This window comes from Vibrio sp. CCUG 15886, assembly GCF_028570825.1.
GTDB classification, from domain to species: Bacteria; Pseudomonadota; Gammaproteobacteria; order Enterobacterales; family Vibrionaceae; genus Vibrio; species Vibrio vulnificus_B.
Genome location: NZ_JAQQBT010000026.1, coordinates 1 through 19645, shown reverse-complemented (window position 1 = coordinate 19645; position 19645 = coordinate 1). Strand labels below are relative to the sequence as shown.

Genomic DNA, 19645 nt, shown 5'->3' with positions numbered 1-19645 from the left:
GCCAAAACGTAGAAAACCGAAATGACTCATAGTTTTGAAAATCTGGGCTTTGAAATTCGGCCGCTAAAACTCAAAAAGCTAAGATCAAATTGCTGATTGAGCCAGCCACCCTAACCTCGCGCTTGCTTGAAAACTGATTGAGGCAATTCTCTGAATTTTCAGCGCCAAAGAATAAGTGTCCGAAAAGCAGCGCCCAATGAAGTCAACTTGCCAACAAGCACAAAACAAATCAGCTAAGGGAACAAAGAAAAACCATAAACCACTGATTTTATTTGATTAAGCATAACGCCCTGTTAAGGGGTGAGCAACGCAATACCAAAGCCGCCGCATACCACCTTAAACACTAAAACCAACTCATAGTAAAAATGCCACGCGTTGCGAATCCCTCTTGAACAGTTTGTTAGGTTTATTCTAGCACTTATCACCAAAATCTCGCCAAAGCTATATTTTAAACAGAAACTAAAAAAATAATTTTTTTTGCCCAGTAAATGCCAACAAATTCCCAGCCAGATCCAACATGATGCCAACTTCGCCCAGATTATTTTTATAAGTTATTGTTTTTAAACGCAAACGTGCGAATTTGACAGAAATTCAACGTGATCATAGTATCGAATTGAAAGCAAAAACGGAGAAGCCAAATGCGTGAATACACCGAATTATTTGTACTAGTTTTAATGGCAATTGAAAGGCTAGTTCGTATAGTAAAGCTACTAAAAACTGGCGGTAAGTAAATATTCCACCTAAAACCCCCAAAACCAACAATACCGCCAAATTCAACTTTGTGCGGTATTGCTTTTCGACTGATAAACCTAACGCCCAATTAAGGGGTGAACAACGCTACCACCCAACCTAAAGCATTGTGACATAAACACTTAATTTGAAGTAGAAGCAAAAGTGCCAAGCGTTGTGAATCCCTCTTAAATTGCTTGTTATGCTTTTCTCAACATTTCTAATAACTTAGCTTCTTTCTCGGGGATAATTTCAGCGTCAATTTTATTATGAACCAGTTCAATACAAGCTTTAAATTGGTTCAAATCAAGCTCATTATGGTTGATGAACTGATTTTCGATGAAGTCACTGTAAACACTTTCAGCGTTTCCATATTCGTCAAAGTTTACCCAGACTCGATCTGTCCCCAACAAATCTAGCTCATTGTGGGCTAAGTACTTGTCACGTAAGTCTATAATTTCCTTGTGGCTGCGTTCCAAGGAAGAACCCTTTGCAAAAAATATTTTTGTATCTAATTTAGGTTTGCCAGAGGTAGCTTTAAACCAGCGTGAATACAGAGTAACGGCATGCATTAGCGCACTTCGCTCGATATACATTGTGTCACCAACGTCTTCTAGAGATACGGAGCCATTATTTATGGACTCTTTGAGTGATATGTTTCTCTCTACAATCGAATGAGCACACCTCAAATCGCGACGAATAGTCATGTAGCTTTTATAAGCCTTGCCAGAGTTAATTACAGGTTTATTAGATTTGTACTTATCTATCTCGAAAAGCTCTTTCATTTACGATTATCTCCTAGAGATCGAACTGAAGCATAACGCTGCGTTAAGGGGTGAATGCCGCTTAAACCAGCTTTGCGCAGACCACTTTCACCACCAAAACTAACCGCATGCCAAAAATGCCATGCGGCATGAATCCCACTTGAACGCCTTGTTATGTGTCTTGGATTCAAGTACGAAGTGCGACACCTCTGAACATAAAAACAGTGAGATGCGATAATCACGAAGTTTGCTCCCGCCAAGAAGTAAAAAACATGAGATACACGCACCTCACTGAGAACGAAAGGTATATGATTTCTGCACTCAGAAAGCAAGGAATTAGTACCGCTAAAATAGCTAAACAACTGGGTCGTCACAAAGCTACTATCTATCGAGAAATTGAACGTAATTCCCGATACAACAGACATTTTAAAAGGTACTCCTATCAAGCATGGAGAGCCCAACAGATGGCTCGCAACCGGCTAAGCCGCTCGCGCAGAAATAAGCGTTACAGCGAAATCAACTTCAGGTTACCTGAAGCCTTGCTACGACTGGATTGGAGCCCTGACCAAATCGTCGGATACCTACGAGTAAGAGGCTATCCAACAATGAGCCACGAGCTCATTTATCAGCATATTTGGAACGACAAAACTCTCGGTGGAACCCTATGGAAACACCTACGCCAATCCACTAAGAAAAGGCGTAAAAGGTATAACTCAAAAGACAGCCGAGGTCGCCTGGCAGCAAAACGTCATATTACCGAAAGACCTGCAAAAGCTGAGCATCGAAAAGAGCCTGGTCATTGGGAAATTGATACCGTCGTTGGCCGCGGAACCAAGCACTGTATCGTGACTTTAGTCGACAGAATGACTGGCTACACTTTTATTGGGCAAATGGACGATAGAACAAGCGAGTCGCTCAACGTAAGAATGAGCAAAATCATGACCCGCTCTGACTTACCTTTTAAGACGATAACTGCGGATAACGGCACTGAATTTCATGGTTATGCACAACTAGAAAAACATCATAACTGTCTGTTTTACTTTGCAAATCCATACCACTCATGGGAACGAGGCACAAATGAAAACACCAATGGCTTGATACGACAATACTTACCAAAACGAACTTCTATGTCACACGTGACACAGAAGCTCTGCAATGAAATTGCACACAAATTAAATACGCGCCCACGCAAAAGGCTTGGGTATAGGACACCAACGGAGTATATTCATGCGCATCTGTAAAAAGTGTCGCACTTCAAACTTGATACTAAGTGTAATTTAAGGGCACTCTTGTGCTACTTTGGGTAACTCAACTTTATCTAAACCAACTCTAGCACCACAATAAAAGACGTACTCAGAACAATGATGATTAGAGTCCTTTATTGTCAATGAGTTATCTTTAAAGGAGACTTCTAGCTCACAATTTATGCTGTATTCGGCCTCACTATGGCTATAAACGAGTTTATTGTCGACATAGTTCATTTGCAGTGGCCCACCAACGCCTTCAATCGGAGAGGCAATATGGCAAACATGAAAATTAGCCCCCCAAACAAGCCCCTCAACTGAGTAGTTTCCCGCAGACCTTGAAATTTTTACGTAAGTAGACTGAATCTCTGACTCTTCAGATGAAAAACTGGTTATCTCATCAGCAACCAAATAACACCCTTCAATTGATTCAGCATACACATAAGGCACACACAGCAAACCTAAAACAGCTACGAATTTTTGCATAGTATCCTCATTACACATAACGCTGCGTTAAGGGGTGAATGCCGCATAAACCAACCTTCCGCAAACCACTTTCACCACAAAAAAATCACCGCATACCAAAAATGCCACGCGGCATGAATCCCTCTTAAACGCCTTGTTATGTGCGCAGCTCATCGATGAAAACCCTAGCCTTTTTCGGGCTAGTTACTCTCACGAACTTTATGTGGCTATACCTCGGGTCATTAAGTAACTCTGTATAACGAATACGATTTGTTTTATACGTTTTCAATGCCCAGAGAATAATCGAATCTTTGCTAAGAAACGACTTTTTGAATGACTCAACATTGCCCGCTTTACCCCACAGTTCCTGTTTAGTCACAATACGAGTTAACGCTCGTTTCACAGCTTGAAATAACGTCCTAGAAAAGGAATAGTCCACCCAAATGATGGTGTCAGCCCTAGCCCATTTGATTTCGGCTGTCCGGTTATAGTTACCATCAAGCACCCAATGTTCGCCACTTAGACTCTCAGTTAGATTTGCGAAGAACTCTTCATCTGTAGACTCTTGCCAATTTGGCTTCCAAAATATCGCATCCATTTCCAAATATGGGTATTTAAGCTTGCTAGCAAGTTGGCGACTGAAAGTACTTTTACCACTACCACTTGTACCTATTACATTAATTCTTTTCATCACCAAACCTGATTTCTTTCCCTAGCACATAACGCCGCGTTAAGGGGTGCAGGCACGCAATACAAAAGCTACCGCACAGTGCCGTAACCACCGAACTCAACGCAAACTGAAAATGCCACGCGTGCCAAATCCCACTTTAACGCTTTGTTATGCTTAAGCTTCAACGCCCACATTTTTACCAAAACTAAGATTAACTCGACTAGGATTAGCTAACAAAAGGCAAAACCTAAAAAACTGAAATAACTCATAATTTTTGAAAATAAGACTTTGAAATTTGGCGGCTCAAACTCAAAAACCTAAGTTCAAATTACTGATTGAGCCAGACGCCCCAACCTCGCGCTTACCTGAAAATTGATTGAGGCAATTCTCCGAATTTCCAGCGCCAAAGAATAAGTGTCCAAAAAACAGCGCCCAATGAAACCGACTTGCCGACAAGCACAAAACCAATCAGCCAAGGGAACAAAGAAAAACCATAAACCACTGATTTTACTTGATTAAGCATAACGCCCAATTAAGGGGTGAACAACGCCTACACCCAAACCTAAAGCATTGTGCCATAAACACTAAAACTGAAGTAGAAACAAAAGTGCCAAGCGTTGTGAATCCCTCTTAAATTGCTTGTTAGGCGTCTTGAACTCACTGAGAACTACCATACTTTCCACCATGGTTTACGCTCTAAATTGAATACATTATTGGCGAGTTTGTTTAGCTCTATAGCCTGACTTTCAGACAGGTAGAACCAGATACTGGCTTGCCCATTATCCTTTGGATAGAAGTCAAATCCCGGCTGACGTAAATCGCTTAGTATAATTTCTATAGTTTTCGCATCTGCCCAATCATCGCCTATTTCAGGCTTTAGCAGCCTATTAACACCATCGACTGAATACCGAAGCTCTGCATAATGTTCTTCTAGGTTTACGCTATCTCGCAACCCTTCTAAATTCTTGGCTCTGCCTGTAATTCGATGGAACTGCTTTACGATTTCAACATAGGAACCGTCGTCTTCAATCGCCTCTACATCGAAGTTCCACGCTTGATCACAAACAAACCGTCCCCATGGTTCTTCTTCAATCTCTATTCCATATACAAAAAGAATTAGATCAAAAGGATTCGATTCATATTCTTCTCTCGAATATGAAAGGAGCAAATCGTTAATAGTCACACCTTCATTCAGCAACAACCCTATGTCTGATAACTTTTCAATTTGTTCTTCGAGTTTCATTAGCTAATACTCCGTAGTCCATTTCATAGGCGCCTAACGCCGCGTTAAGGGGTGCAGGCACGCAATACAAAAGCTACCGCATAGTGCCGTAACCACCGAACTCAACGCAAACTAAAAATGCCACGCGTGCCAAATCCCACTTTAACGCTTTGTTATGCTTAAGCTTCAACGCCCACATTTTTACCAAAACCAAGATTAACTCGGCTAGGATTAGTTAACAAAAGGCAAAACCTAAAAAACTGAAATGACTCATGATTTTTGAAAATCTGACTTTGAAATTTGGCTACTAAAACTCAAAAACCTAAGTTCAAAGTTCTGAATGAGCCAACTGCCCTAACCTCACGCTTACGCCAAAACTGATTGAGGCAATCCTCTGAATTTCCAGCGCCAAAGAATTGATGTCCAGAAAATAGCGCCCTATGAAGCTGACTTGCCGACGAACTCGAAACTAACAAGCCGAGGGAACAAAGAAAAACACTAAATCACTGATTTTACGAGATTAAGCATAACGCCGCGTTAAGGGGTGAACAACGCCACCACCTAGCCTAAACCATTGTGCCGTAATCACTAAAGGTGAATCAAATTGAAAATGCCAAGCGTTGAGAATCCCTCTTAAACGCTTTGTTATGTGCGTACTAAATATTTACGTACAATCTCAGCATGTCTTTGTGTTGAATACCATTTTCATAGATTGGCTCAGAGTAGTTTAGCAAGAAATGGTCTTTGATAATTGAGTCTACTCGAAAACCTAAACGCTGATAATAAGTAAGTTGATAGCCAAATGTACCCGTACCAAGCTCAACACGATTGATCCCCTTACTTGGCAACAGAGATAGAACAAACTTGAGTAACTTAGAGCCAATACCTTGACCTTGTAGCTCTGGAGATACAGATACATTAAATATCTCAGCGAGACTGTTGGTCTGTGCTTTCACGATACAAGCAGCTAAAACTCGACCATTCTCTACTGCTGCAAAACACCATGAATCAGATAGATATGAAGCGATATTAGCTTCACAAGGATCAGCTTCAAGCAATAAATCTAGTGGAATTTCGCTACTTTTGACTTCGATATATTGCATATTTTCTCCAAGCACATAACGCCCTGTTAAGGGGTGAGCAACGCAATACCAAATCCGCCGCATAACACCTTAAACACTAAAACCAACGCATAGTGAAAATGCCACGCGTTGCGAATCCCTCTTGAACAGTTTGTTAGTAGGTGACTTTCGTATAATCATCCAAACTAAAATATTCAAACTTTAGAACCACCCCACTATCAAAAGTAAGGGATAAAAAAATGATATCGCTATCCAAAAACTGTTCAATACGTGTCAAGGCATGGCTACAAATACCTTTAATTTCGCTGAAATTAACTAATGAGCTGTAAGACGAAAAATCACTATTTATTGGCTCTGTTGGCTCAACGCAGACGCGCCAAAAGATACTGATGCCATCGAAGTACAACTGAAACCACTGGGAGTCAAAACGAAAATACGCGACATTCGCTTGATCATGGATAGTTTGCGAACACTGGATTTGCTCAAGAAAAAACTGCTCACAAACTTTACCCACTTGGGGAACATTACCATTTATATAGAGCTCCACCTGAGCCTCCTGTCACCTACTAACGCCGCGTTAAGGGGTGCAGGCACGCAATACAAAAGCTACCGCACAGCGCCGTAATCACTGAACCCAACGCAAACCAAAAATGCCAAGCGTGCTGAATCACTCTTAAATTGTTTGTTAGGAAAATTTTACCAATGAAAATCTTCCATCATATTAATGAAATCGCATCCTCTATCTGTGATTTCATACTCTAACTTTTCACTTTGACTCAATGATTCTGGAGTAAAAGAATAGAAGCCAACAAACTGCAACCTTTGAGCTAACGATGCTTCTGTAGAAGACGACTGATCGCCACCATCTACACAGTGCTTCCTTATATCTCTCACAGAACACGTTGAAGTCACATAAAGATACGCCTCGAAGTCTCTTAAAGATATTTTCTCTTCCACCAACTTCTTGAATAAGTGACCTACAAATTTGCATTTAACAAGATCACTTTGAGAGTCGATATGAAGTACAAGAGTGCTTGCTATTTTTTCCGCAGAGTCCAAATTTTCATTAACCCATGTATTCCACTGGGCGAAAGAATCCCGATTCACATCTGAAAAAGACTCATAAAAGCTAACTACTTTTTTATAGAAAATCTTGTCACTAATCGTTGTTTTAACATTGTAAAGATCAACCAAATTATTAATGATTGGAATGTCTTTCAACAAACCATCGTCCAAGATGCTGTCGAGTACAACCTCAGAATTATTTACAATAATGTCTTTAAAATCGCCGAACTTCATTAATTTTTCCTAACGCCGCATTAAGGGGTGAACAACGTAACCACCCAACCTAAAGCATTGTGCCATAAACACTTAAATTGAAGTAGAACCCAAAATGCCAAGCGTTGAGAATCCCTCTTAAATGCTTTGTTATGTGCGAACTTTGACGTGCGATTCAATAAAGTCGTTCCAAAGCCTGAAACACTCTTCAGCAACTTCAAGTGCATCGTAGTATGCGTAACCTGAGATTAAGGAAAACTTCGATTTTACACCGTTTCCAAACGTATTGTCTTGATGCAGAGAGCCGGAAATACTTGGTTGATGCTTATAGCCTGTAACTTTTTGATGCTTCAATTTACAGTGTTTTGTCGCGTTGGCTAAGTCAGCACAAATACGCAAAACTGTATGAGACTTTACAAACATCTTGATATCTTCTTGGGTGATGCCAACTTGATTTAGTTCTTCAACCCAGTCCTGTAAATGGTGACAATATAAGAAAAAACTATACACATCATCCTCATGATACTTGCGGTTTTCCCATGGTATCCCAGTTTTTCCTGCATATATGGTTCTTATCCTTTCCAAATATCGTTCGACTCTTTCTAATTGCTTCATTTTCCTCCTTAGCACATAACGCCCTGTTAAGGGGTGAGCAACGCAATACCAAAGCTCCCGCATACCACCTTAAACACTAAAACCTACGTATAGTAAAAATGCCACGCGTTGCGAATCCCTCTTGAACAGTTTGTTAGCTAATTTACTACAACGATTGTTTTCGCCAGTTTGTCACCTAATCTCTGTCTTCTTTTACCTAGAATAAAGATCGCGTCAATCATGCCGATTATTGGTGTCAAAACATTGCGGAAAAATGACTGAGGAAAACTACAACTTTTTCCTGTAACTGAATCTATAACTGAGATACCTAGTAGCTTCTTACCGAGGCTTTGACCTTTTGCAAAACCATCAGAAAGTAGGAAATAAAAAGCAGCGGCAGAAAAGGCAATTAAGCCAGATGAGTCTTGGGATAAACCAATTAATGTACCAAGCCAAAGAAAGAAAATGAATATTGCGGCACTTATTGCACCATCAATGATTTGTCCTAAATAACGAAGACCCGGGCTTGCAAGCCTATGCGATTCCATAATCGAACCTTTATCTGTTTTCACTTACTTATCCTCCATGTGAGTTAGATGTCGAATAAATTTGCTAACGCCCGCTTAAGTGGTGAGCAACGCAATACGATGTTTCCGCACACCACATTAATCACTAAAATCAACGCATGACATAAATGCCACGCGTTGCGAATCCGTCTTGAAGCGATTGTTAGGCTTTTATTGACCGTACCGTTGTTCCACGACTTCCATTTGCGCCAATACGCTTGCTGCACTTTTGTTCACTAACTTTTTTTCTTTCTCGGCAAAAAAACAACACACGATCCCACAAAACGTCGCACAAATTGCAGCAGCCCACATAATCACTTGATTGATTTCTTGCTCTTGTGGAAAAGAAGTAAAAAAAGCAGCCAATCCAGTAGAAACTCCTGCTCCGATTAGGGCTGAACCTACCGTATGAAACGTTGAGTTATTATCTTTGATTGATTGCACAGAATTTTTTAACAGATTCCACTCAGGTTTTGGCAGAGCCATTGCTTGTGTTGATGTTGGTTGTTTAATATCCAGTGTTTGGGTTATTTTAAATGGCTGTTGCTCACTCATTACTTTGGCTTCCATTTTTATCAATAGCGCCTGCATAAAGTGCGTTGATCAACATTGTGTAGCCACAGTTTGTACAATTCACCGGAATTACAGGGTGAATTGAGCCAGACATATTGAGATTCCCACCATGAAACTCTCTCATTTCGAAAGCTGTATCTGAGATTGCCCAAGCCGTCACCCCACACATAGGACAACCATTATCTCGCCATTTCTCTTGGATGTGTTTTAGTAGCTTTTCTTGATTGTAATTGCTCATATTAGTAACTTGGTTCTGAAATTTCAGATATTTTACTACATGAAATTTAGTTAGAAAATGTGCTGACCGCTTAAAAGCCTAACGCTGCGTTAAGGGGTGAATGCCGCATAAACCAACTTTCCGCAGACCACTTTCACCACCAAAACTCACTGCATACCAAAAATGCCACGCGGTATGAATCCCTCTTGAACGCCTTGTTATGTTTAAGGCTCAAAGGGTTAAACTTTACGATACCAAGAGCTTAACTCGACTTACCTTTGCACACCAAAACCATAGCCTAAAAAACTGAATTAACTCATAAAATTGATTGAATTTGCATTGAGTCTCAACGTGAAAAACGAAAGCTGAAGCTCTAACTTTGAAACTGAGCAAGCTGCACTCACCTCACCCAAACACTGCATTTCAATGAGGCAACTCTCTGAATTTTTAGCGCCCACGAATTGGAGCAAAGAAAACAGCGACCACTGAAGTCAACTTACCGACAAGACCAAAATTATAAAGCCGAGAAAGCAAAGAAAGAAGCAACCAACTGATTTTAGGTGATTAAACATAACGCCAAATTAAGGTGTGAACAACGCTACCACCTTACTTAAACCATTGTGCCATAAACACTAAACTGGCTTGAAGTGAAAGCGCCAAGCGTTGTGAATCACTCTTAAATTTATTGTTAGAACTCAGTTCCAACATAAGGTAACTGTATTGACATACAGTATATTTATATGCAACATAACTTCGTTCTGGTGAAAGGGTAAACTCATGAGTTTAATTGAAATCGTTCAAATTTTAATGACAATTCTTTTAGCGAGGTATGCTCTTGACCTTAACCCTGAACTTCATTCGAAGGTATCCAATTTCGACAATTCGTTTAAAAACATCATTGATTCATATAGAAAAAATAATACAACCGAACTTTTTCAGGTCACTAAGTCTTTTTTTGGATACTTAAGTCTCTTATTGTTCCTTCTACTCACTATTTCAATGTATCTTTTTGGTGAAGCCAAAAGTATATTTTTCTTTTACCTTGCTATGGCTTTTATCTACGCAATGGCTGTATGGCTTGCTATTACGTGGTTTTCAGATAAAGGTAAGTATGCTTTGGACATGTTTTTACAGTTTTCAAAAATGTCTCTTTGCTGCCTAGCACTTCCATTGCTTGACCTAGCTGCCAACCAAGAGCTCAGTCTCACGAAAATGATGCTACAAATACTACTCTTGCCATTCGAGCCATTGATTGCGGGACTTACCGTAGATCCTGCATCAAGCATATGGTTAGATGGGCTAACAATTTTCTTAATTATTGAAGGAATATTCATAATATATCTTCTTTTAACTACTGTACTATTAGCCCCGATTGCCATCAGTGCATTTGCTTTCCTATATTCAACGATAAAGATAGCTAACTGGGCTACATACCTATCGAGAAATCGACCATTATCGCCAATTTGTTTTGCTATTTTAGTCATAACAACTGTAATAGAAAAACTATTGTGAGTTCTAACGCCGCGTTAAGGGGTGAATGCCGCACAAACCAAGTTTCCGCAGACCACTTTCACCACCAAAAATCACCGCATGCCAAAAATGCCACGCGGCATGAATCCCACTTGAACGCCTTGTTATGTTCACATTGCTCAAATAGTATGCCCACATTTTTGACATTCGATTTTTTTATCTTTTAACGATTGCGTAAAGTTTGATTTCCCACAGTTGTCGCAAAACTTAGCACCACGTATGTTCATAAAAGTTATTAGCGCAACAATGGGGACAATTACAATCCAGAATTGATGTTTAAAAAAGCCCATCAAGTTAACAATAAACAAAAATAAAGCGCCTGTCACGACAGAGAATGCTGGATAATATTTCCTCTTAAACTGTGTATTTTTATTCGCATAGAACAACACATAACCGAGGAGTGAAACACCCGCCCAAACACCAAAAGCTATTTGTACTTTTTCATCCATATCTACAATCCATCTTGTGAACATAACACCGCGTTAAGGGGTGCAGGCACGCAATACAAAAGCTACCGCACAGTGCCGTAACCACCGAACTCAACGCAAACTGAAAATGCCACGCGTGCCAAATCCCACTTGAACGCCTTGTTATGCTTAAGCTTCAATGGGTTACGTTTTAATAGAACCAAGATTAACTCGACTTTGATTCACAAACAAAAGTCAAAACGTAGAAAACCGAAATGACTCATAGATTTGAAAAACACACTTCGAATTTCGGCTATCCAAGACCAAAAACCTAAGATCAAATTGCCGATTGAGCCAGAAGCCCTAACCTCGCGCTTGCCCGAAAGTTGATTGAGGCAATTCTCTGAACTTCCAACGCCAAAGAATAAGTGTCCAGAAAATAGCGCCCACTGAACCCAACTTGCCGACGAGCACATAACCCAAAAGCTGAGGGAACAAAGAAAAACCATAAACCACTGATTTTACGTGATTAAGCATAACGCCGCGTTAAGTAGTGAGCAACGCCACCACTGAACCTAACCTATTGTGCCGTAAACACTAAAGCCGATTAAAACCAAAAATGCCACGCGTTGCGAATCTGCCTTAAACGCTTTGTTATGTGAATTTTTCACGCGCCCAAAAGAGGTAAATGTTTACGATGCTGATAGGTTAAAGCTAACTCTAAACAGGACTTTATTGCTGTTTCTGGTAACGCTTTTGATAAGGACAGAACTATTGCTCTGTTTCCCTGAAACGCCAGTTCTTCACAATACAATTCTCGAAATGTATCGACTAACTTAGTTTGGCAATTAAAGAACAGGTAATAATTGTTGGGAGATTTCAGCTTCCAGTCCATTCTTAGCGGGCTGCCTGTTTTTACACTATAGCTAGGTTCACCCCACTTTAGAGTTTCATCGACTTCACCCAGCTCCAAATCAGATGCGATTTGAAAAACCAGATTTCGTAGCTCCAATAGCCTAACACGAGCATTTTCTGGATATTCATCGAAACGTTCTTTGACTACCTTGTTCACTTGAATCTCCTATTCACATAACGCCCAGTTAAGGGGTGAAGCACGCAATGACTAAGCCGCTGCATGGCACTTCAACACCGAAATCAACGCATACTAAAAATGCCACGCATGCTGAATCCCTCTTAAACTGTTTGTTATGTTTAGACTTTCTCATAAGTGGCAATTTCACTTAGCCACCAATTTAGTTTGTCGTCGATTTGGGCATGATCTCGCAACTCATAGATTTCCGATATAGCATGCTGCTCTGACTCAATGTCAATGGCTTCTAAAACCAGGTTGCCCGTTTCCCACAAAGTTGCTCTAGATAGCAAGCCGTTTCCTTCAATTTCAATGTATTGAGCTTTTACTTCGTCACCAAGTTTCTCTGACAAGTCAACGATTAAACTTTCACCGCTAAATATCTTGGATTTTGATGATGCCCATGAAGCTAAATATTCAAGCATATCTACACCTATAAACATAACGCCGCGTTAAGGGGTGAATGCCGCATAAACCAACTTTACGCACGCCACTTTTACCACCAAAACACACCGCATGCCAGAAACGCCACGCGGCATGAATCCCACTTGAACGCCTTGTTATGCTTAAGCTTCAATGGGTTACGTTTTTCTGGAACCAAGATTAACTCGACTTTGATTTACAACCAAAAGCCAAAACGCAGAAAACTGAAATGACTCATAATTTTTGAAAATCAGACTTTGAAATTTGGCTGCTAAAAACTCAAAAAACCTAAGTTCAAAGTTTTGATTGAGCCAACTTCCCTAACCTCGCGCTTACCCGAAAATTGACTGAGGCAACACTCTGAATTTTCAGCGCCAAAGAATAAGTGTCCGGAAAACAGCGTCCACTGAACCAAACTTGCCGACGAACTAGAAACTAACAAGCCGAGAAAACAAAGAAAAACCATAACCAACTGATTTTAAATGATTAAGCATAACGCCCTGCTAAGGGGTGAGCAATGCACTGCGAAATCTACCGCACACCGCCTAAATCACAAAACCCACCGCATACCAAAAATGCCACGCATTGCGAATCCCTCTTAAGCAGTTTGTTAGCTTCATTGCTGTTTTTTCAGCCTTTCTATTACTCCAGGCTGAACGAACTTAGCTATACAGTAATGGAGTGATGGAATAAACAGAAGGAACAGTGTATTTCCTAACTTTAAATACAAATCTTCTGTCTTAATAAGTGATAGTGCAAACGGTAAAGCCAGCCCGGCTACAACACTAGTCATAGCTACGGTAATAGTGAAACTCCAATGACATATGCTTGATATAATTCGTGCTACAAATTCTTTCGCAGCCTTCCATTTATAGAAGAGGACAAAAAGCGACATCAACGGCAACAACGATAAGAAAAACAAATAAGCTGTATCTATTTGGATAAATTCTCTAGCGACACTTCCTACTAGAGGTAGTTTCCCACCATGATACTTAGCAGAATAACAACTTAACGTAGCTATCAATACAAATGGTAAGAATGACAGTTTGATCTGCTCTGCAATAACTTCATGATACTTCCACTCCCAAAAACGTCGAGATGGTTGACGTAAACTAGTAATAACTTTCCGTACAAACTCTAGCATGATGTTGAACTCCTGAAGCTAACGCTGCGTTAAGGGGTGAATGCCGCCCAAACCAACTTTCCGTAGACCACCTTCACCACCAAAACTAACTGCAAACCAAAAATGCCACGCGGCATGAATCCCTCTTGAACGCCTTGTTATGCTTAAGCTTCAATGGGTTACGTTTTTATGGAAACAAGATTAACTCGGCTTTGATTTACAAACAAAAGCCAAAACGTAGAAAACCGAAATGACTCATAGTTTTGAAAATCGAACTTTGAAATTTGGCTGCTATAACTCAAAAACCTAAGATCAAATTGCTGATTGAGCCAGCCGCCCTAACCTCGCGCTTACCTGAAAATTGATTGAGGCAATTCTCTGAATTTTCAGCGCCAAAGAATAAGTGTCCGAAAAGCAGCGCCCAATGAAGTCAACTTGCCGACAAGCACAAAACAAATCAGCTAAGGGAACAAAGAAAAACATAAACCACTGATTTTATGTGATTAAGCATAACGCCGCGTTAAGTGGTGAACAACGCTACCACCAAAACTAAAGCATTGTACCTTAAACACTTAACCTAACTAGAGCTGAAATCGCCAAGCGTTGTGAATCCGCCTTAAACGCCTTGTTAGCTGTATGCTCCACCGTTAAAGGTCAAACTCCGAGTTATAAACTTTGAAGACATTTACCAAAGGCTCCTCCCAACCAAGACAGATTCGTAGTTGCTCAACTATAGGTTTCACTTGGCTTTTCGCAACGTTGATTTCAACCTTCAGCAGAGGATAGCTTTCCACATTTCCTTTGCCTCCAAATACTGGAGTTGAGCCATCAAGCGCTCGGTGAGAGCCTGTAACTGAACCAATAGCCCAACAATGATCATAGTTTCCGATTTTATCTACACCTGATTCATGTAAAGTACTCAGCACTAGATCTTGTTGCTCAGGCGTACAGAATATTTCTAATTTATACATCCGATTTTAGAACTCCCAAATACTTATTACAGCTAACGCCGCGTTAAGTGGTGAACAACGCCTGCCACCAAACCAAAACCTTTGTACCTTAAACACTAAACCTGACCGGAACTGAAACCGCCAAGCGTTGTGAATCCGTCTTAAACGCCTTGTTATATGCGTAGCTTCGGCTACATAAAGACTGCTTCAATTTTGTTACCGTCAACATCGCGGACAAACGCTGCATAGTAAGTCTCACCGTACTCTGGACGCAAGCCAGGCTTACCGGCACACTCGCCACCAAGCTCTAATGCAGTAGCATAAAACTGGTCAACAGCTTCTTTGTTTGGCGCGTTGAAAGCAATGTGAGTTCCATTACCTGAAGAGGGTGAATTTTCACATGGGCAACCTACCCAAAACTCAAAATTTTCGCCGTAGGCAGCCGCGACATTCTCGATGTAATGAGCTCGTTTTATGGACAAAGTAGATAGAACTGAATCGTAAAAAACCACCGCAGATGGCACATTTGAAACACCAACTGAGACATGATTTAGAATCATTTTAAACTCCCTTTTGCTCACAGATTTTGAAAGCATATAACGCCGCGTTAAGTAGTGAGCAACGCAGACCACCCTACCTAAACCATTGTGCCGTAGACACTAAAGTTGAAGCAAACCAAAAATGCCGAGCGTTGCGAATCTGTCTTAAACGCTTTGTTAGTTGAACTGTTCGACCGACCTACATTTGGGAAATGCCGAACACCCCCAAAACTGTTTACCTTTGTTTTCACCTCGCTTAGTTTCACGAACAACCATTTCTGAGCCACAACGTGAGCACTGCTTTATAGCCTCTTTTGCTGCTACGATTTCTTTCACTTGTTGACGATGCTTAATATCCGTAACAATGCCTTTTTTGAGCTTAACTTCGTTTATCGAGTACACAAGTTGACTATATTCTGATTCAGAGAACACTGGTTGTTCAAACTTTTTGATGTATTCCAAGCAACCACGCGCATAAGTAACGTTTTCAGGCATATCAGTTTTAAAAGTACTGTCACCAATGAAAACAACTACTGAGTGTAATTTTTCACTATCTACAGCCAGTAAGGATTCAAGAGTCTTAACATGTTTGTAATTTTGGTGAAGTGGATTTTGAAATTTTGATGAGTGACGATAGATTTTCTGAGTCCATTGCTTTTGGTTTTTAGAGCCAAAGATCCAGCCTTTCATGTTTTTGGTTTCCACAACGAAAACACCAAACCTTGATACAACAATATGGTCGATTTGTGTTGTGCCATCGTCTGTAGGTAGAGTTACATCCCTCACCAATTTGTAATCTGAATCAGGCAACTGAGATAGTAGTTTGTTTACCAAAAACTCGCCAAATACACCTTTAAACCACCGACTCTTGAATATCGAAACGAAAATCAACAAAGGGATGATGTACCAAACTTGAGCTAATGCACCTAGTAATATTCCGAAAATATCCACCGAACTCTCCTTGTTCAACTAACGCCGCGTTAAGGGGTGCAGGCACGCAATACAAAAGCTACCGCACAGTGCCGTAACCACCGAACTCAACGCAAACTGAAAATGCCACGCGTGCCAAATCCCACTTAAACGCTTTGTTATGCTTAAGCTTCAATGGGTTACGTTTTACGCGAAACAAGATTAACCCGACTTTGATTTACAAACAAAAGCCAAAACGTAGAAAACCGAAATGAATCATAGTTTTGATAATCAGGCTCGGAATTTTGGCAAATCTGGTTTGAAGTTTGAAAACCTAGAAATGGATTTCTGATTTAGCCAACCGCCCTAACCTCGCGCTTACCTGAAAATTGATTGAGGCAACTCACTGAATTTTCAGCGCCAAAGAATATGTGTCCGAAAAATAGCGCCCAATGAAGCCAGCTTGCCGACGAGCACAAAACCAATCAGCCAAGGGAACAAAGAAAAACCATAAACCACTGATTTTACGTGATTAAGCATAACGCTGCGTTAAGGGGTGCAGGCACGCAATACAAAAGCTACCGCACAGTGCCGTAACCACCGAACTCAACGCAAACTAAAAATGCCACGCGGGCCAAATCCCACTTAAACGCCTTGTTATGCTTAAGCTTCAATGGGTTACGTTTTTCTGGAAACAAGATTAACTCGACTTTGATTCACAAACAAAAGCCAAAAGCTAGAAAACTGAAATGACTCATAGTTTTTAAAAATCAGACTTTGAAATTTGGTTGCTAAAACTCAAAAACCTAAGATCAAATTGCTGATTGAGTCAGCCACCCTAACCTCGCGCTTACCTGAGAATTGATTGAGGCAACTCTCTGACTTTCCAACGTCAAAGAATAAGTGTCCGAAAAACAGCGCTCACAGAAGCCAACTTGCCGACAAGCACAAAACCAATCAGCAGAGGGAATAAAGAAAAACCATAAACCACTGATTTTATTTGATTAAGCATAACGCCTTGTTAAGGGGTGAAGCACGCAACACCGATGCTACCGCATGCCGTCTTAATCACTAAAACCAACGCATAGTAAAAATGCCACGCGTGCTGAATCCCTCTTGAACAATTTGTTAGCTGTATTTTTCCATTACAAAGTTTCTTAGTTTTTGACCACGGACTTCCATTTCTTGGGCTTGAACGACTTTAAAACCGAAGTGTTCGTAAAATGGACGAGCAGTGATACTGACTTCAGAAAAATAACGTTTTATACCGCGCGAATTGCCAACCTTAAAAACATGATTCATTAGAGCTTTACCTACACCTTTGCCTTGATACTCATGGTGACAAAAGAAATGGTCTATAAGCCCACTAGCTTGCAAATCTGTGTAGCCAACAATGACACCGTCTATTTCAGCAACAAATGGAGATAACCCTTTCATCCGTTTTTCCCAGACTGACGGATCTAGACGTTCTGGAGCCCAAGCTTCGACTTGAGCTTGAGAATATTCATGAATATTAATATTCCGAATTGTATAAAAGTGAATATCCCATAGTGCTTTGGCATCTTCTACGCTGTAATTTCTAATTGTAATCATCGTGCTTACTCCATAATACAGCTAACGCCCTGTTAAGGGGTGAGCAACGCAATACAAAAGCCGCCGCAAACCGCCTTAAACACCAAAACCAACGCATAGTAAAAATGCCACGCGTTGCGAATCCCTCTTGAACAGTTTGTTATGCCAATTTTTCCCGCTGTGCATAAGCATCATTGATCATTAAAAATGTATGGTGCATCCGCAATTTCGATTGAGCATACAAATCCCGTACTTCAGCTAACGAGAAGAACTTTGCTCGACCTATTTCATGGTTGAATTTCGGCAATATGACCTGGTCTTTAACTTCTGTGCCCCAGACATGACGTAATACTAATTCACCATCATCAAAACGTCCTGCATAGGTATTTAAGTAATTCTCTAGAGCAACTTCTAAACCCGTTTCTTCTGCAATTTCCCTGACCGCTGCCTCTTGAGGAAACTCTGTAGATTCAACACTACCTGACGGTACATGCCATAGACCTTTCTTTGAGCCGGTTAGCTCTTGAACCAATAACACTTCATTGTGTTGATTAAAAATCACAGCTCCAGCAGCTTTTGCTGTAACTTCTATGTGATGCTGAATCCCATATTGCATCTAATTCTATCCTCATCCATGAGAAGTAAAATAAAAGTGGCATAACGCCGCGTTAAGTGGTGAACAACGCCAACCACCAAACCTAGACCATTGCACCTTAAACACTAAAACTGATTTAAGCCGAGATCGCAAAGCGTTGTGAATCCGCCTTAAACGCCTTGTTAGGCGAAGTTTCCCACCTGTGTTTAAGTGACTTTGAAAGCAGATTACCTGAAACCCTTTTGCCAACAAAATACACACGCACTTTTTGCGATTCAAGAACCACAAAACTCACTATGTTTCAGCCTATTTGCCCACAACCACGAAATGTGGCCTTTCAGCGACAAAGTTGCTTTTTAACCTGAGAAACCAACAGCTACAAGCTAGCAGCAAAAACGAAAGCTTCGATTAACTTGCCTTTGCCACACTTTGAGCCAGCGAAATTCGCCACCAACCAGCACCAAAAATGAATGAGGCAACCCACGAACTTTGGCATGTTTTACGGTTGGAGATATTCAAGAACTTTGGCCGACAATGCTGAATTGCCGACTTAGAAAAACGAATGCTCAAAGAGAACTAAGAAGATGAGAACAAAGAACTTTTCTGCCCGTCGCCTAACGCGCAGTTAAGGTGTGAGAGACGCAGATGCTCCCCAACCTAAAATAAACTCTGATAACTCGGTGCCTATTTAGGCACTAAAACCCCAATGCGTTTCGAATCGGCTTGAACGTCTTGTTATTTCGCAACTAAAGTCGCTGATGTTGATGACTAAATGTTTGATATGCTTGGATATTACGGTATGCAGGCAAAAAATCGAAGCCGAAGTATTTGTTATCGCACTACCTTGAGTGCTCTTTCGCGATCTCTTTAATTGCGCGCCATATTAAGGATCGCGAAAGCGCCTCAAGGTTAGCATAGAAATAACCAATATTCGCCCTTTTCGCCGCCTTTCCGCCCTACTACCCAGCCTGTTTCACACCTAGCTTACAACCTTTCGCATTCAGCATGAGAGATCCGTTGCGATAATAACGCCCTGTTAAGGTGTGAGCAACGCAATACCGAAGCTACCGCATACCACCTTAAACACTAAACGCAACGCATAG

The 19645-nt window shown here is 40.8% G+C and carries 23 protein-coding genes; 2 read left to right on the top strand and 21 right to left on the bottom strand.

What is annotated here, in order from left to right:
• Positions 1 to 929: 929 nt before the first annotated feature.
• Positions 930 to 1514 carry a hypothetical protein gene (locus tag PQQ36_RS21685; RefSeq protein WP_225463996.1) on the bottom strand — a complete coding sequence of 195 codons (585 nt, stop codon included), beginning with the start codon at positions 1512 to 1514 and terminating at the stop codon, positions 930 to 932.
• A gap of 251 nt (positions 1515 to 1765) precedes the next feature.
• On the opposite strand from PQQ36_RS21685, the gene PQQ36_RS21675 reads away from it, so the two are divergent.
• The gene (locus PQQ36_RS21675; protein ID WP_273662589.1) at positions 1766 to 2734 is read left to right on the top strand and encodes an IS30-like element ISVa6 family transposase; all 969 of its coding nucleotides are present in this window, start codon (positions 1766 to 1768) and stop codon (positions 2732 to 2734) included.
• A gap of 36 nt (positions 2735 to 2770) precedes the next feature.
• On the opposite strand, the gene PQQ36_RS21670 is transcribed toward PQQ36_RS21675, so the two are convergent.
• The 10 genes from PQQ36_RS21670 to PQQ36_RS21605 all read right to left on the bottom strand — a co-directional run bounded on the left by PQQ36_RS21670 (position 2771) and on the right by PQQ36_RS21605 (position 9425).
• On the bottom strand, positions 2771 to 3223 hold the full coding sequence (locus PQQ36_RS21670; RefSeq protein WP_065090388.1) for a hypothetical protein: 453 nt from the start codon (positions 3221 to 3223) through the stop codon (positions 2771 to 2773).
• Between the two features lie 136 nt (positions 3224 to 3359).
• Entirely contained in the window at positions 3360 to 3893 is a 534-nt protein-coding gene (locus PQQ36_RS21660; protein WP_193785686.1) for a shikimate kinase, read from the bottom strand.
• A 646-nt stretch (positions 3894 to 4539) separates the two neighbouring features.
• Positions 4540 to 5115: a hypothetical protein gene (locus PQQ36_RS21655; protein ID WP_080608861.1), complete on the bottom strand. Its 576-nt coding sequence runs from the start codon at positions 5113 to 5115 to the stop codon at positions 4540 to 4542.
• A gap of 635 nt (positions 5116 to 5750) precedes the next feature.
• Positions 5751 to 6197, bottom strand: coding sequence for a GNAT family N-acetyltransferase (locus tag PQQ36_RS21650; protein WP_263167279.1), 447 nt, complete (start codon positions 6195 to 6197; stop codon positions 5751 to 5753).
• Positions 6198 to 6330: 133 nt separating this feature from the next.
• Positions 6331 to 6723 (bottom strand): hypothetical protein, encoded by a 393-nt coding sequence (locus PQQ36_RS21640; RefSeq protein ID WP_045596014.1) that lies wholly within the window; start codon positions 6721 to 6723, stop codon positions 6331 to 6333.
• Between the two features lie 149 nt (positions 6724 to 6872).
• Positions 6873 to 7475, bottom strand: coding sequence for a hypothetical protein (locus PQQ36_RS21630; RefSeq protein ID WP_234404552.1), 603 nt, complete (start codon positions 7473 to 7475; stop codon positions 6873 to 6875).
• A 129-nt stretch (positions 7476 to 7604) separates the two neighbouring features.
• Positions 7605 to 8069: a hypothetical protein gene (locus tag PQQ36_RS21625; RefSeq protein ID WP_103193793.1), complete on the bottom strand. Its 465-nt coding sequence runs from the start codon at positions 8067 to 8069 to the stop codon at positions 7605 to 7607.
• 137 nt (positions 8070 to 8206) lie between these two features.
• The gene (locus PQQ36_RS21615; RefSeq protein ID WP_391795011.1) at positions 8207 to 8596 is read right to left on the bottom strand and encodes an RDD family protein; all 390 of its coding nucleotides are present in this window, start codon (positions 8594 to 8596) and stop codon (positions 8207 to 8209) included.
• Positions 8597 to 8785: 189 nt separating this feature from the next.
• Positions 8786 to 9169 carry a hypothetical protein gene (locus tag PQQ36_RS21610; RefSeq protein ID WP_225471063.1) on the bottom strand — a complete coding sequence of 128 codons (384 nt, stop codon included), beginning with the start codon at positions 9167 to 9169 and terminating at the stop codon, positions 8786 to 8788.
• Complete coding sequence (locus PQQ36_RS21605) at positions 9162 to 9425, bottom strand: hypothetical protein (protein ID WP_225471064.1); 264 nt, start codon at positions 9423 to 9425, stop codon at positions 9162 to 9164. Before PQQ36_RS21605 ends, PQQ36_RS21610 begins: the two co-directional genes overlap by 8 nt.
• A 756-nt stretch (positions 9426 to 10181) precedes the next feature.
• On the opposite strand from PQQ36_RS21605, the gene PQQ36_RS21595 reads away from it, so the two are divergent.
• The gene (locus PQQ36_RS21595; RefSeq protein ID WP_263180720.1) at positions 10182 to 10916 is read left to right on the top strand and encodes a hypothetical protein; all 735 of its coding nucleotides are present in this window, start codon (positions 10182 to 10184) and stop codon (positions 10914 to 10916) included.
• 137 nt (positions 10917 to 11053) lie between these two features.
• On the opposite strand, the gene PQQ36_RS21590 is transcribed toward PQQ36_RS21595, so the two are convergent.
• From PQQ36_RS21590 to PQQ36_RS21515, 10 genes are all read right to left on the bottom strand, one after another.
• On the bottom strand, positions 11054 to 11383 hold the full coding sequence (locus PQQ36_RS21590; RefSeq protein ID WP_026050567.1) for a hypothetical protein: 330 nt from the start codon (positions 11381 to 11383) through the stop codon (positions 11054 to 11056).
• 625 nt (positions 11384 to 12008) lie between these two features.
• Complete coding sequence (locus PQQ36_RS21580) at positions 12009 to 12413, bottom strand: DUF1801 domain-containing protein (RefSeq protein WP_140313540.1); 405 nt, start codon at positions 12411 to 12413, stop codon at positions 12009 to 12011.
• Positions 12414 to 12553: 140 nt separating this feature from the next.
• The gene (locus PQQ36_RS21570; RefSeq protein ID WP_118893592.1) at positions 12554 to 12856 is read right to left on the bottom strand and encodes an immunity protein TriTu family protein; all 303 of its coding nucleotides are present in this window, start codon (positions 12854 to 12856) and stop codon (positions 12554 to 12556) included.
• Between the two features lie 269 nt (positions 12857 to 13125).
• A complete protein-coding gene (locus PQQ36_RS21565; protein ID WP_225471111.1) occupies positions 13126 to 13320 on the bottom strand; it encodes a hypothetical protein in 195 nt (64 codons plus the stop codon).
• A gap of 150 nt (positions 13321 to 13470) precedes the next feature.
• Positions 13471 to 13998 carry a hypothetical protein gene (locus PQQ36_RS21555; RefSeq protein ID WP_039445763.1) on the bottom strand — a complete coding sequence of 176 codons (528 nt, stop codon included), beginning with the start codon at positions 13996 to 13998 and terminating at the stop codon, positions 13471 to 13473.
• Between the two features lie 626 nt (positions 13999 to 14624).
• Entirely contained in the window at positions 14625 to 14948 is a 324-nt protein-coding gene (locus PQQ36_RS21545; protein WP_025793425.1) for a hypothetical protein, read from the bottom strand.
• 170 nt (positions 14949 to 15118) lie between these two features.
• Positions 15119 to 15487 carry a VOC family protein gene (locus PQQ36_RS21540; RefSeq protein WP_103155496.1) on the bottom strand — a complete coding sequence of 123 codons (369 nt, stop codon included), beginning with the start codon at positions 15485 to 15487 and terminating at the stop codon, positions 15119 to 15121.
• 156 nt (positions 15488 to 15643) lie between these two features.
• Positions 15644 to 16417 (bottom strand): NERD domain-containing protein, encoded by a 774-nt coding sequence (locus tag PQQ36_RS21535; RefSeq protein WP_103155497.1) that lies wholly within the window; start codon positions 16415 to 16417, stop codon positions 15644 to 15646.
• A gap of 1086 nt (positions 16418 to 17503) precedes the next feature.
• Positions 17504 to 17968, bottom strand: a complete 465-nt coding sequence (locus PQQ36_RS21525; RefSeq protein WP_225471025.1) for a GNAT family N-acetyltransferase — start codon at positions 17966 to 17968, stop codon at positions 17504 to 17506.
• Between the two features lie 139 nt (positions 17969 to 18107).
• Positions 18108 to 18563, bottom strand: a complete 456-nt coding sequence (locus tag PQQ36_RS21515) for an NUDIX domain-containing protein (RefSeq protein ID WP_110097478.1) — start codon at positions 18561 to 18563, stop codon at positions 18108 to 18110.
• Positions 18564 to 19645: the final 1082 nt, after the last annotated feature.

Coding starts and splice junctions, on each gene's coding strand:
- PQQ36_RS21685 (WP_225463996.1), bottom strand. CDS start 1,514: ATGAAAGAGCTTTTCGAGATAGATAAGTACAAATCTAATAAACCTGTA.
- PQQ36_RS21675 (WP_273662589.1), top strand. CDS start 1,766: ATGAGATACACGCACCTCACTGAGAACGAAAGGTATATGATTTCTGCA.
- PQQ36_RS21670 (WP_065090388.1), bottom strand. CDS start 3,223: ATGCAAAAATTCGTAGCTGTTTTAGGTTTGCTGTGTGTGCCTTATGTG.
- PQQ36_RS21660 (WP_193785686.1), bottom strand. CDS start 3,893: ATGAAAAGAATTAATGTAATAGGTACAAGTGGTAGTGGTAAAAGTACT.
- PQQ36_RS21655 (WP_080608861.1), bottom strand. CDS start 5,115: ATGAAACTCGAAGAACAAATTGAAAAGTTATCAGACATAGGGTTGTTG.
- PQQ36_RS21650 (WP_263167279.1), bottom strand. CDS start 6,197: ATGCAATATATCGAAGTCAAAAGTAGCGAAATTCCACTAGATTTATTG.
- PQQ36_RS21630 (WP_234404552.1), bottom strand. CDS start 7,475: ATGAAGTTCGGCGATTTTAAAGACATTATTGTAAATAATTCTGAGGTT.
- PQQ36_RS21625 (WP_103193793.1), bottom strand. CDS start 8,069: ATGAAGCAATTAGAAAGAGTCGAACGATATTTGGAAAGGATAAGAACC.
- PQQ36_RS21615 (WP_391795011.1), bottom strand. CDS start 8,596: ATGGAATCGCATAGGCTTGCAAGCCCGGGTCTTCGTTATTTAGGACAA.
- PQQ36_RS21610 (WP_225471063.1), bottom strand. CDS start 9,169: ATGAGTGAGCAACAGCCATTTAAAATAACCCAAACACTGGATATTAAA.
- PQQ36_RS21605 (WP_225471064.1), bottom strand. CDS start 9,425: ATGAGCAATTACAATCAAGAAAAGCTACTAAAACACATCCAAGAGAAA.
- PQQ36_RS21595 (WP_263180720.1), top strand. CDS start 10,182: ATGAGTTTAATTGAAATCGTTCAAATTTTAATGACAATTCTTTTAGCG.
- PQQ36_RS21590 (WP_026050567.1), bottom strand. CDS start 11,383: ATGGATGAAAAAGTACAAATAGCTTTTGGTGTTTGGGCGGGTGTTTCA.
- PQQ36_RS21570 (WP_118893592.1), bottom strand. CDS start 12,856: ATGCTTGAATATTTAGCTTCATGGGCATCATCAAAATCCAAGATATTT.
- PQQ36_RS21565 (WP_225471111.1), bottom strand. CDS start 13,320: ATGGTTTTTCTTTGTTTTCTCGGCTTGTTAGTTTCTAGTTCGTCGGCA.
- PQQ36_RS21555 (WP_039445763.1), bottom strand. CDS start 13,998: ATGCTAGAGTTTGTACGGAAAGTTATTACTAGTTTACGTCAACCATCT.
- PQQ36_RS21545 (WP_025793425.1), bottom strand. CDS start 14,948: ATGTATAAATTAGAAATATTCTGTACGCCTGAGCAACAAGATCTAGTG.
- PQQ36_RS21540 (WP_103155496.1), bottom strand. CDS start 15,487: ATGATTCTAAATCATGTCTCAGTTGGTGTTTCAAATGTGCCATCTGCG.
- PQQ36_RS21525 (WP_225471025.1), bottom strand. CDS start 17,968: ATGATTACAATTAGAAATTACAGCGTAGAAGATGCCAAAGCACTATGG.
- PQQ36_RS21515 (WP_110097478.1), bottom strand. CDS start 18,563: ATGCAATATGGGATTCAGCATCACATAGAAGTTACAGCAAAAGCTGCT.